The 12088-nt window shown below is 74.5% G+C and carries 9 protein-coding genes and 1 pseudogene; 2 read left to right on the top strand and 8 right to left on the bottom strand.

What is annotated here, in order from left to right:
* Positions 1-38 precede the first annotated feature (38 nt).
* On the bottom strand, positions 39-1529 hold the full coding sequence (locus ABT106_RS03060; protein ID WP_351271396.1) for a penicillin-binding transpeptidase domain-containing protein: 1491 nt from the start codon (positions 1527-1529) through the stop codon (positions 39-41).
* Positions 1526-2890 (bottom strand): FtsW/RodA/SpoVE family cell cycle protein, encoded by a 1365-nt coding sequence (locus ABT106_RS03065; RefSeq protein WP_351271398.1) that lies wholly within the window; start codon positions 2888-2890, stop codon positions 1526-1528. The genes ABT106_RS03060 and ABT106_RS03065 overlap by 4 nt, the downstream gene beginning before the upstream one ends.
* A gap of 687 nt (positions 2891-3577) precedes the next feature.
* Here ABT106_RS03065 and ABT106_RS32105 point away from each other — a divergent pair.
* Positions 3578-4180: pseudogene (locus ABT106_RS32105) on the top strand (C40 family peptidase); the annotation flags it as partial.
* 170 nt (positions 4181-4350) lie between these two features.
* On the opposite strand, the gene ABT106_RS03075 reads toward ABT106_RS32105, so the two are convergent.
* From ABT106_RS03075 to ABT106_RS03095, 5 genes are read right to left on the bottom strand one after another with little or no spacing between them, the layout of a single operon-like run.
* Complete coding sequence (locus tag ABT106_RS03075; RefSeq protein WP_351271401.1) at positions 4351-5685, bottom strand: styrene monooxygenase/indole monooxygenase family protein; 1335 nt, start codon at positions 5683-5685, stop codon at positions 4351-4353.
* 28 nt (positions 5686-5713) lie between these two features.
* Complete coding sequence (locus tag ABT106_RS03080) at positions 5714-6334, bottom strand: GTP-binding protein (RefSeq protein WP_351271404.1); 621 nt, start codon at positions 6332-6334, stop codon at positions 5714-5716.
* On the bottom strand, positions 6315-6719 hold the full coding sequence (locus tag ABT106_RS03085; protein ID WP_351271510.1) for a DUF742 domain-containing protein: 405 nt from the start codon (positions 6717-6719) through the stop codon (positions 6315-6317). Before ABT106_RS03085 ends, ABT106_RS03080 begins: the two co-directional genes overlap by 20 nt.
* A 56-nt stretch (positions 6720-6775) precedes the next feature.
* On the bottom strand, positions 6776-7249 hold the full coding sequence (locus ABT106_RS03090; RefSeq protein ID WP_351271407.1) for a roadblock/LC7 domain-containing protein: 474 nt from the start codon (positions 7247-7249) through the stop codon (positions 6776-6778).
* Positions 7246-10311 carry a sensor histidine kinase gene (locus ABT106_RS03095; RefSeq protein ID WP_351271410.1) on the bottom strand — a complete coding sequence of 1022 codons (3066 nt, stop codon included), beginning with the start codon at positions 10309-10311 and terminating at the stop codon, positions 7246-7248. Before ABT106_RS03095 ends, ABT106_RS03090 begins: the two co-directional genes overlap by 4 nt.
* A gap of 471 nt (positions 10312-10782) precedes the next feature.
* On the opposite strand from ABT106_RS03095, the gene ABT106_RS03100 reads away from it, so the two are divergent.
* On the top strand, positions 10783-11556 hold the full coding sequence (locus ABT106_RS03100; RefSeq protein WP_351271413.1) for a hypothetical protein: 774 nt from the start codon (positions 10783-10785) through the stop codon (positions 11554-11556).
* 78 nt (positions 11557-11634) lie between these two features.
* On the opposite strand, the gene ABT106_RS03105 is transcribed toward ABT106_RS03100, so the two are convergent.
* On the bottom strand, positions 11635-12075 hold the full coding sequence (locus tag ABT106_RS03105) for a MarR family winged helix-turn-helix transcriptional regulator (RefSeq protein ID WP_351271416.1): 441 nt from the start codon (positions 12073-12075) through the stop codon (positions 11635-11637).
* Positions 12076-12088 lie beyond the last annotated feature (13 nt).

A 12088-nucleotide genomic window follows, 5' to 3' on the forward strand; every position in this document is an offset into this window, starting at 1 on the left:
GGCGCCCGGCCCCGGGTGGCGGGTGCCCGGCCCCCGGTTCACGGAGCGGACGGGGGCCGGGGCGGGGGCGGGGCCGAGAAGGCCGCCTGCATCACCGACCGGGCGATCGGGGCGGCCGCCCCGTTGCCGCTGATGTCACCGCGCACCGCCGACGCGTCCTCGACGACGACCGCGACCGCGACCGCCGGCAGGGCCCCGCCGCCCTCCGCCTTCGCCCAGGAGATGAACCAGGCGTACGGGGTGCCGGCGTTGCCGACGCCGTGCTGCGCCGTGCCGGTCTTCCCGCCGACCACCACCCCGGGGATGGCCGCGTTGCGGCCCGTGCCGCTCTCCACGACCTTCACCATCAGCTCCTGCATCCGCAGTGCGGTGGCCGGGGTCATGGCCCGGCCCAGGGAGCGCTGGTCGCCGCGCCGGACCTGGGAGCCGTCGTCCTGCGTGGTGCGGTCCACCAGGTAGGGGGCTTTGAGCTCGCCGCCGTTGGCGACCGCCGCCGCCACCATCGCCATCTGCAGCGGGGTCGCCTTGGTGTTGAACTGCCCGATCGAGGACAGGGCCAGCTGGTCCTGGCTCATGTCGGTGTCGAAGTTCGACCGGGACACCCACGACGGCACGCGCAGCCCCTCGTCGTTGAACCCGAACCGGCGTGCCGCCTCCACCATCCCCCGCAGCCCGACGCGCACCCCGATCTTCGCCATCACCGTGTTGCACGACCACTGCACCGCGTCCGCCATGGAGGCGTCCTGGCAGCCCGTCCCCGCGTTGGGCAGCAGGGTGCTGGTACCGGGCAGCGGGTAGGGGTCGGGGGTCTCGGTCGGCGCGTCCACGTCGGTGACCGCGCCCGAGTCCAGCGCGGCCGCCGCCGTCACGATCTTGAAGGTGGAGCCCGGCGGGTACGTCTCGCGCAGCGCCCGGTTCAGCATCGGCTTGGCCGGGTCGCCGTTCAGCCGCTCCCAGGCCGCCTTGACCCGGCCGCCCGTCCCCGACAGCGCGGCCGGGTCGTACGAGGGGCTGCTGACCAGCGCCAGGATCTTCCCGGTGGCCGGCTCCACCGCCGCGACCGCGCCGCGCTTGCCCGCGAGACCGGCGTACGCGGCCTCCTGCATCGCGGCGCGGATGGTGGTGGCGGCGTTCCCGCCGCCCGGGCGGCCGCGGGTGAGGTCGTACCAGAGCGGGAAGACGGAGAGCCCCGGATCGGTGCCCGACAGGACCGCGTCCTCGGCGCGCTCGACGAAGCTGGTCCCGTACGTCTGGGAGGAGTAGCCGGTGACGGGCGCGTAGAGCGGGCCGTTGAGGTACGTGCGCTCGAAGCGCAGCAGCTGTCCGCTGTCCCGGGAGCCGGTGACCGGCCGGCCGTCGACCAGGACGTCGCCGCGCGGTTCGGAGTACCGCTCGATGACGGGGCGCTTGTTGGCGGGGTTCGCGCCGTAGGCGGCGGACTCCCAGACCTGGACCCGGGCGATGTTGACGAGCAGGGCGGCCAGCAGCAGGGCGCAGAAGTACGCGCACCAGCGGATGTAGCGGATCACGCGGCGGCCTCCTGCGGTTCGGGTCTGCGGGCGCTGTCGCTCAGCCGGACCAGCAGGGCGACGATGATCCAGTTGGTGACGACGGAGGAGCCGCCCTGGGCCAGGAAGGGCATGGCCATGCCGGTGAGCGGGATCAGCCCGGTGACGCCGCCGGCGATGACGAACACCTGGAGGGCGACGATCGAGGCGAGCCCGGTGGCGAGCAGCCGCCCGAAGGGGTCGCGCAGCGCGAGCCCGGCGCGGAAGCCGCGGGCGACGAGGAGCCCGTAGAGCAGGAGGATCGCGGTGAGGCCGACGAGGCCGAGCTCCTCGCCGGCGGTGGCGAGGATGAAGTCCGACTTGGCGGCGAAGCCGATGAGGAAGGACTGGCCGTGGCCGAGCCCGGCGCCGAGGAGTCCGCCGGCGCCGAAGGCGAAGAGGGACTGGGCGAGCTGGCCGGGGCCCTCGCCGCGCTCGATGGAGGCGAAAGGATTCAGCCAGTCGTCCACGCGGCTGTTCACGTGCGGCTCGAAGGTGCCGACGGCGTAGGCGCCGAACCCGGCCAGGACCAGGCCGATCGCGATCCAGCCGATCCGCCCGGTGGCGGTGAAAAGCATGATCACGAACAGCCCGAAGAAGAGCAGCGAGGTGCCGAGGTCGCGTTCCAGGACGAGCACGCCGACGCTGAGCAGCCAGATCGCGAGGATCGGGCCGAGCACCCGGCCGGGCAGGAGACGGAGCTTCCAGAACAGCGTGCGGCCGGTGAGGGCGAGCGCGGTGCGGTTCGCGGCGAGGTAGGCGGCGAAGAAGACGGCGAGCAGGATCTTGGCGAACTCCCCCGGCTGGAAGGAGAGTCCGGCGAACCGGATCCAGATGTGCGCCCCGTTGACCGCCGGGAAGAACACGGGGACGAGCATCAGGACGAGCGCGGCCGTCACCGAGAGGTACGCGTAGCGCTGGAGCACGCGGTGGTCGCGGAGCCGGGCGACGACGAGGACGAACAGCGCCACCCCGAGCGCGGACCACAGGAGTTGGTCGTCGGCGGTGAGGTGGGCGGGGGTGGTCGCGTCCAGGCGCTGGATGAGGACGAGGCCGAGGCCGTTGAGCAGGAAGGCGATCGGGAGCACGAGGGGGTCGGCGTACGGGGCCCACCGGCGGACGGCGAGGTGCGCGAACAGTGCGGCGGCGGCCAGGCCGCCCGCGTAGCGGGCGGCGGAGGGGGGGACCTGGCCGGTGGTCGCGAGGCCGACGTGGAGATGACCGAGGGCGGCGATCAGGACGGCGCCGGCGAGGAGGGTCAGCTCGACACCGCGGCGCCGGGGGGCGCGGGCGTCGGGAGGCGGCGGCGCGGGCTCCGCCACCTTCGCCGTCAGAGCGGTCATGGGGGAAACGTAGCAAGCGGACGGATGGTATGTCCGTTTATGTCATAGGGTGCCGAAGAGTCGTCACAAGTGGTCGGAATCAGGGGCGGAACCCCTCGGACCCCGTGGAACCGAAGCCCCCGGCCCTCCGCGGAACGACTGGTCGCACGACCGCGAGAGCGGACGCGGCGCGCGTGGGGGCGGCACGAGCGGGGGCGGCACGAGCGGGAGCGGAGGCGGACGCCGCGCCGGTGGACGCCACGCGGGCGGCTTCGCCCCGCCACCCGCCACCCGGGTGACCCCGGTCGGGCCCGCCGACTCCGTTGGGGTATTTGTCATACCGGGCGTGGCAGCATCGGGCGCCCCGGAGGTGATCCCATGTCACATCGGCCGCTCCGCGCCGCCTGCATCGCCGCGCTGCTCCTCGCAGCCTGCCCGACCCCCGCCGCCACCGCCGAGCCCCTGCCCTCGGCCGAGCCCGTCGGCGTCCTGCTCACCCGGCTCCAAGGGCTGTACCAGAAGGCCGAGGAGGCCACCGAGGCGTACAACGCCACCGAGACCGCGCTCGGCGCGCGGCTCGACGAGGAGCACCGGCTCAGCGCGGAACTCGGCAAGGCCCGCGGCGCGCTCGACGCGGAGAAGGCGCTCGCCGGGCGGCTGGCCCGCGAGCAGTACCAGACGGCCCGCGGTTTCGCCCCGTACGCCCGCATGCTCCTCGCCCGCGACCCCCGGGCCGCCCTCGACCAGCACCGGATCGCCGCCCGCGAGGGGACCCGCAGGGCGGGCGTACTGGACCGGCTGGCCCGCGGCGAGCAACGGGCCGGCTCGCTCGCGGCCTCGGCCCGCAAGGCCCTGGACGACCAGCGGGCGCTGGCCGCACGGCAGAAGAGCCAGAAGGAGCAGGTCGCGGCGCAGCTCAAGGAGGTCGAGCGGCTCCTCGCCTCGCTCACCGCCGAGCAGCTCGCGCAGCTCGGCGCGCGCGAGGCGGCGAACACCGCCGGTGCCCAGCGCGCACTGGTGGAATCCGGCCGCCTCCCGGCCCGTACCGGTACGCCCACCGCCGCCGGCGGCGCGGCGCTCACCTACGCGGCGGCCCAGATCGGGAAGCCGTACGTCTGGGGCGCCGAGGGGCCCGCGTCCTTCGACTGCTCCGGGCTCACCTCGCAGGCGTGGGCGCACGCCGGCCGCGCGATCCCCCGTACCAGCCAGGAGCAGTGGGCCCGGCTGCCCAGGGTGCCGCTGGACCGGCTGCGGCCCGGGGACCTCGTCGTGTACTTCCCCAAGGCGACGCACGTGGGGCTCTACATCGGCGACGGCAAGGTCATCCAGGCCCCGCGCCCCGGAGCGCGGGTCAAGGTGTCGCCGATCGCGGCGAACCCGCTGCTGGGGGCGGTGCGGCCGGACCCGGGCGGGGCGCCGCTCGACCGGTTCGACCCGCCGCCGCTGCCCGGGGCGGACGCGGCGGCGGGCGACGACACCGGCTACTCGGCGGCGGAGGCTCCCGAGGGGGCCGGGGCGCCCGAGCCGTCCGGGCCCGGTGCCGAGCCTGCCGGCTCCGAGCCGGTTGCCGGGCCCGCCACCGACGCCGAGACCTCGGCCAGGTAGTCCGCCGCGTCCTCGGGGTCGTAGAAGTACCCGTCGAAGTCGGCCGGGTTGTCGAAGCCGTTGGCGAATCGGTCCGCCACCGGCTGGAGCTGCCCGGCCGCGCCGATCAGGTTCAGCACGTGCTCCGGCGGCACGCCCAGCATCGCGTTCGTCCACTGGGTGACCGGCTTGCCGGTGGTGAACCAGAACTTGTCGAAGGTCGCCTTCATCCACGCCTCGTCGAACGGCTTGTCCCCGTGCATCAGGATCGACGACAGGTACGAGGCCGCGCACTTCGAAGCGGAGTTGGAGCCCTGCCCGGTGATCGGGTCGTTGGCCACGACCACGTCGGCGACTCCGAGGACCAGGCCCCCGCCCGGCAGCCGGCCGATCGGGTTGCGGACCACCGGCGCGTAGCGGCCGGCGAGGGTGGCGTGCGCGTCCGTGAGCTCCACGTCCGTCGTCCGGGCGTGCTCCCACGGCGTGAACGTCCGCATCAGGTCCAGCGTGAGCGCCAGGTGCGCCGCCGGGTCCTTGACGCCGTTGAAGGCGTCCACCGGGCCGCCCGGCACGCCCTCCCAGAACAGGATGTCCGCGCGGCCGGACAGGGTGAGGGTCGGCATGACGAACAGCTCGCCGACACCCGGGACCAGGTTGCAGCGCACGGCCTCCGTCTCCGGGTGTTCCGGGCGCGGGCCGAGCCCGTGCACGTAGCTGACCGCGAGGGCGCGCTGCGGGGCGTCGTACGGGGAGCGGGCGGTGTTGCGGCCGAACATGGAGACCAGCTCGCCCTTGCCGGCCGCGACCAGCACCAGGTCGTACGCGCGGGAGAAGTAGTCCAGGTCGGCGACGGAAGCGCCGTGGACGACCAGCTGTCCGCCGCGCTGGACGAAGGCGTCGAGCCAGCCCGCCATCTTCAGGCGCTGGTCGACGGATTGCGCGTACCCCTTGAGGCGGCCGAGCCAGTCGACCGGCCGGCTGGCGTCAGGGGCGCCGACGGAGACGCCCACGCCCTCGATCCGGGGGGCCTGCTGCTCCCAGAAGTTGATCTGGAGGTCGCGTTCGTGCTGGAGCGCCGTGTCGAACATGCATTGCGTGGACATGACCCGCCCGGTGCGGATCTCGTCCGCCGTCCGGTTGGACATGAGGGTGACGTCGTAGCCCTTCGACAGGAGTCCGAGGGCGAGCTGGAGGCCGGACTGACCGGCTCCGACCACGAGTATCTTGCGCATGTCGTTCTCGATTCGCGTCTGGTCGGTGCTATTCGGGAGTGCTGTCGAGCGCGTGCGCCACCAGCGTCAGCAGGGATTCGACGACCGTCCGGCGACTCCGGGCGTCCATGATCACCACGGGAACGTGGGACGGGACGGTGAGTGCCTCGCGCACGTCGTCCGGCTCGTACGAGCGGGTGCCCTCGAAGTGGTTGACGGCCACGGCGTACGGCAGCCCGCAGCTCTCGAAGTAGTCGAGCGCGGGGAAGCAGTCGCGCAGCCGCCGGGTGTCGGCCAGCACGATCCCGCCGACGGCGCCGCGCACCAGGTCGTCCCACATGAACCAGAACCGCTCCTGGCCGGGGGTCCCGTACACGTACAGCACGAGGTCGTCGTCCAGGGTGACGCGGCCGAAGTCCATCGCGACGGTGGTGGTGTTCTTCTCCGGCGTCGCGGACAGGTCGTCGGTCGGGACGCTGGCCTCGGTCATCACCGCCTCGGTGCGCAGCGGGGCGATCTCCGAGACGGAGGAGACGAAGGTGGTCTTGCCGACGCCGAAGCCGCCGGCGACGAGCACCTTGACGGCCACGGGGGCGCGGGAGCGGTCGTACTGCCAAGCCTGTACGGACTCGTCGGCCGACGCCGGCCGGTCAGAGACGGCGGAGCCCACTGAGCACCCTTTCCAGCAGCGCGCGTTCGGGCCGGCCGGTGCCGTGGCCACTGCCGTACACGCGGATCCGTCCCTGGTCGGCGAGGTCGCTGACGAGCACGCGGACCACGCCGAGGGGCAGCTTCAGCAGCGCCGCGATCTCGGCGATCGTGCGCATGCGGCGGCACACCTCGACGATGGCGGGCATCTCGGGCATCCGGTCGGGCTTCCGCGGCTCCGACGCCTTGGTGTCCAGGGCCGCTACGAAGGTCTCGACGAGCAGGACGTGCGCGAAGCGGGTGCGGCCGCCCGTGAGGGAGTACGGGCGGACGCGGGCGGTACGGCGGTCGGCGCCGCGTACCGGCAGGCCGGGTATCGGCCGGCCGGCTGTCGGGCCGCCGGATATCGGCGGGCCGGACGTCGGCGGGCCGGATATCGGCAGCCGGTCGGAGGCCGGACTCCTCACGGGGTTTTCTCCATCGACTGGCGCAGCTCGCTGCGGACTTCGGGGGTCAGGACGTGGCCGGCGCGGCCGACGAACAGGGCCATGTGGTAGGCGACGACGCTCATGTCGCAGTCGGGCGTGGCGTGCACGCCGAGCAGGGAGCCGTCACTGATGGCCATGACGAAGACGGAGCCGTGCTCCATCGCCACCATGGTCTGTTTGACGGAGCCGCCGTCCATGAGGGCGGCGGCGCCGGTGGTGAGGCTGCCCAGGCCGGAGACGATGGTGGCCAGATCGGCCGAGGCTCCGCGCGGGCCCCTGGGCCGGCCCTGCGGGGAATCCGCTCCTGGCTCGGAGGAGAGCAGCAGGAGCCCGTCCGAGGAGACGACGGCGACGGAGTTGACGCCGGGGACCTCCTCGACCAGGTCGGTCAGCAGCCACTGCAGGTTGCGGGCCTGGGTGCTCAGTCCGTACGTACTGGGCGCGGTCATGTGCGTGCCTCCTGTGCGGTGTCCCCCTGATCGGTCTGACCCTGCCCCCGGTCCTGCGTGTGGTCCTGGTCGCCCGCGAGTTCGGCCGCGATGACGCGGCGCCCGTCCTGGGCCCCCTGGTAGAACCCGCCGAGGCGGCGGCGCAGCTCGTCGGCGTCGACCCGGCGCGGCGGCTCGGGCCGTGCCTCCTCGGTACGGGCGCCGGCCACCGCGCGCGGGGTCCGCTTCGGCAGGCCCTTGTCCGTGACGGCCTCGGCGGGATCGGCCGGGTGGCTGCCCTGGCGGGGCAGCCAGCTGCCTTCGGCGGCGGCGTGGGCGTGCGGCTCCGCCTCCGGCGCGGGAGCGGGGGCCGGGGCCGCGGCGTGCGGCTCCGCCTCCGGCGCGGGAGCGGGGGCGCGCTCCGGGGCGTACGCGGACTCCGGTGCGAGGTCCGGTACGGGCTCCGGGCCGGGCTCCGGCGCGGTGGGTTCCGCGTCGGGGACGAGCCGGGCGAGGAGCTGCTCCCCGGGGGCGGGACCCGCGGGGACGGTGAACACCTGGTCGGCCGGGGGCAGCTGCTCCGCCGGGCCGTCGGCGTCCGGGACCACCCGGGCGAGCATCTCCTCGGCGGGCTCGGGGTGGACGGCGTCCGCGTCCGGGCCCGGGGCCGGACCGGTGAAGGCCGCGTCGGCCTCCTCCGCCGGGTCCGTGGCCGGCGTCTCCGCGGCGGCGGGCATCGCGGACAGCGGCAGCACGGCCGCGGTGGCCTCGGGCCGGGCGGCGGGCGGGAACGGCCCGTGCTCCGCCTCGGCGCCGGACTCGTCGGCATCATCGGTGTCCGGGGCCGCGTGCGCGCCCGGGACCGGGTCGACGGCTGCGCCGGGCTCCGCTCCGGGGTCGGCCTCGTCGGCGTACGCGCCCGGCTCGGCCTCGTCGGCGTACGTCACGGGCTCGGCCTGGTCGGCGGCCCAGCCCGGCAGGCCCGACGCCTCGGGCTCCGCCGGGGCGGCCGCCCGGGGCTCCTGCGCCGGGGCCTCGCCGCGCCGGCGGGTCGGCAGCGTGTTCTCGTTCGCCTCCGCGATCACACCCGGCAGGTGCAGCGCGGATGCTCCCGGGATGCCCAGCGCGTGGATCGCCGAGGTGGACGGGGTCGTGGGCAGCAGGGCGGCCGGTACGACCACCAGGGCCTCGGTGCCGCCGTGCCGGGGGGCCCGCAGTTCGGCGGTGACCCCGTGCCGTGCGGCCAGCCGCCCGGCCACGTACAGGCCGAGGCCCAGGCCGTGTTCCGCCTCGGGCTCCTCGTCGTACGCCTCGGGGGTGGACAGCCGGAGGTTCAGCGCTTCCAGCCGGTCCGCGGTGATCCCGATGCCCTCGTCGACGACGGAGATCACCGCGTCACCGGAGTCCAGCAGCCGGCCGGACACCTTCACCTTGGCGTCCGGCGGCGAGAACGTGGTGGCGTTCTCCAGCAGTTCGGCGACCACGTGCGAGATGTCGTCGGCCGCGTGCCCGGCGACCTGGGTGAAGGAGGGCAGTGCCGCGAGGTCGACGCGCTCGTAGCGCTCGATCTCGCTGACGGCGGCCCGCATCACGTCGACCAGCGGCACCGGTGCCGCCTGGCCGTGGCCGTGCTCCTGCCCGGCGAGGACCAGCAGGTTCTCGTTGTGGCGGCGCATCACGGTCGCCAGGTGGTCGAGCTTGAACAGGGTCGCCAGCCGGTCCGGGTCCTGCTCCTTGGACTCCAGCTCCTCGATGACCGCGAGCTGGCGTTCCACCAGTCCCAGGGTCCTCAGCGACAGGGAGACCGAGGTCGTCGACATGACGCGGCGGTGTTCCTCCAGGCCCGCCCGGAGCTTCGTCAGCTCTTCCTCCAGCACCTCGCGGCCGCCGGCCAGCGCCTCGTTGCGGCCGATCAGGCGGCGGCGGTCGGCGTCGAGACCGGCGATCCGCGTGTGCAGGGAGACCGTCTGGTCCCGTACGGCGTTGAGGTGGCGGACGACCTCGGCGAACTCGTCGTTGCGGCCCGTGAACCGGACCGGCTCCACCGAGCCCTCCGGCGTCGCCAGCCGCTCCGCGCCGCGGCGCAGGACCGACAGCGGCCGGGTGAGCGAGCGCGCGACGGCGGTGGAGAAGCCGATGCTGAAGAGGAACAGCACGCCCAGCAGGCCGACCACGGTCTCCAGCCGGGTCACGTCGTCGTCGCGCAGGGAGGCGAGCGCGGTGGCCCGCTGGCCCGCGAGCGTCGACTCCACGGACCTCATGCGGTCGAGACGGGAGGTGAGCGCGGAGCCGACGGCGGCGCCGTCGGTCTTGCGGTCGGCCGGAGTCAGGGTGGGCCGGTCGGTGAGGCGCTTGAGGTAGTCGTCGGCCGCCTTGACCTCGGGGCCGGTGACGGTGGCGGCCAGCGTCTGGCGCACGTCGGGCCGGGCGGCCCGGGCGAAGTCCTCCAGGGCGGCCTGTTCCCGTACCCGGGACCGCTGCGCGGCGGTGGTGAGCTCGTCCACGACGGCGGAGTTGGGGGACTGCTCCCCCTTCGGGACGGCCAGCGCGGCCAGCAGCAGTCCACGGGTGGCGGAGGCCTGCTCCACGGCCTGGCCGAGGGGGGCCATCGGCCGGGTGGTGGCGAGGGCGCCGACGGCGCGCGGCGGGGTGAGTTCGGTGAGCCGGTCGCCGGGGGCGAGGAGTTCGGCGATGAGGCCGGCGTACGCCTGGTGCGCGGCCAGCGCGCTGCCCTTGCCGTCGACGGCCTCGGTGCGGACGGTCCGGAGCCGGCCGAGGGCGCGGGCGGTCTGCTCGTCGGCGTCGGCCTGGACCTCGGTGAGCTGCCGGTCGGTGCGGGCGGTGCGTTCGTCCACGGGCGCCTTGGCGGCGCCGGGGCGGCCCTTGGCGGCGTACTCGACGACCGCGTCGCGTTCGTCGCCGAGGAGGTGCGCGAGGGTGAGGCTCTGCCGGGTCTGCTCCGCGAGGACGACCAGGTTCTGGGAGTCGTTGAGTTCTCTCGTGGCGGAGACGACGGCTGGCGCGCCGGCCACGAGGACGGTGAGGCCGGCGACGGCTACGCCCACGACCAGCCTGCGGCGCACGCGGACGCGGCGTCCTGCGGGTGCCGGGCCGTCTATGGCGGTGCCGTTCTTCCGAGACCGCTTCTTCTGCACCGGTGCTCGCAATCCTGTACGTGTGCTCTTGCTCGTCTACTCGTGTGGCCGAGGTAACGGCCGGTCAACAAGTAAACGCCCCCTGCCTCCTCGTACCGCCACAGACCTTTGCAGTGTGTCGGGGAGAGAGCCGCCCATCGCCCACCCGGCCACTCGAACGAGTGAACATCACGGATGAGTTGGCGACCAACTCGGGCACCCGGTGTCAGAGCGCGTCCGTGGACAGGCGGTTGAAAGATCGACGGAGGCTTTGGCAGTATGCCCGCCCACAGGTCCGCCGCCGCCGCTCAGCGAGGCCGGCCGGCCCCCGCGGCGGCGCCCCGGCGGCCCGTCCGCCCGCCCCGGAACGGGTACGGACCTGGCCGTGCGCCCCTGGTCGCAGAGGGGCAGTATGTCCTCATGCGCATCGACCTCGCCTCGGCCCCCGGCGACCCGGAACGCCCCAATGAGGACTGGCTGTCGGCCGCGATGCCCGCCGCGGGCGGGGGCGTTCTGGTGGCCCTGGACGGAGTCACCCCGCCGCGGGACGGGGACGGGTGCGTGCACGGGGTGCCGTGGTTCGCGGCGCGGCTCGGCGGCCGGTTGACCGAACTGTCCGGATCGCGGCCGGACCTGCCCCTGGACCGGATCCTGGCGGAGGCCGTCCGCGCCACGGCCGGGGCGCACGGCGACGCCTGTGACCTTTCTCACGTACGGACGCCCCAGGCGACGGTGGTCGTCGTCCGGTGGGACGCGGCGTACGTGGAGCACCTGGTGCTCTCGGACTCCGTCCTGCTCCTCCAGGCGCCCGGCGGCGAGGTGACGGCGGTGCTCGACGACCGGCTGGACCGGGTCCCGCGGGAGGTGCTGCGCTCGGTGACCGCGACGGACGCGCTGCGGAACGCCGAGGGCGGCTTCTTCACGGCGGCGGCGGACCCGGCGGTGGCGGCCCGCGCGGTGACGGGGCGCACCCCGCGCGGCGAGGTCCGGGCGGTGGCCGCGCTGACGGACGGGGCGAGCCGGTGGACGGACACGTTCGGGGAGGGCGACTGGGCGCAGTGCCTGGCGGTCCTGCGGAAGGAGGGCGCGCAGGGCCTGATCGCCCGGGTCCGCACCATCGAGTCCGACCCGGCGCGTCCGCGGACCCGCCACAAGCGCCACGACGACGCCTCGGCGGCGTACGCGGAGCTGTAGGCGCGGGGCGGAAGGTACCGCGCGGCCCCCGGCGGGAGGACCACCGGCGGGAGGGCCCCGGCGGGAGGGCCCGGGGTGCTATTCGGCTCCCGTGTTCAACTGGTTCAGCAGGCGGGCCAGTTCCGCCACCTCGCCGCGGTCCCAGTCGGCGAGCTTGCGCATGTACTGCTCGCGCCGGGCGTCGCGCACCCGCAGGAAGCGCTCGCGGCCCTCGTCCGTGAGGCCGACCAGGAAGGCCCGCCCGTCGGCGGGATCGGGTTCGCGGGCCACCAGACCCAGCACCTCCAGGGCCCGCAGCTGCCGGCTCATGGTGGCCTTGCCGACGCCGAAGTACGCGGCGAGTTCGGTGGCCCGCTGGCGGCCGGCGGCCTCCAGACGGGTGAGGAGCCCGTACGCGGCGGGTTCCAGTTCCGGGTGGAGCTCGCGGGCCATCTCCCCGGAGGAGGCCCGGGCCCGCCGGAGGAAGACGGACAGCTCCCGCTCCAGGGCAAGGAACTCCTGGTCTTCTCTCCCGTGCACGTACCGCTCCTTC

It is taken from the genome of Streptomyces sp. NPDC002044 (assembly GCF_040296725.1).
GTDB classification, from domain to species: domain Bacteria; phylum Actinomycetota; class Actinomycetes; order Streptomycetales; family Streptomycetaceae; genus Streptomyces; species Streptomyces antarcticus.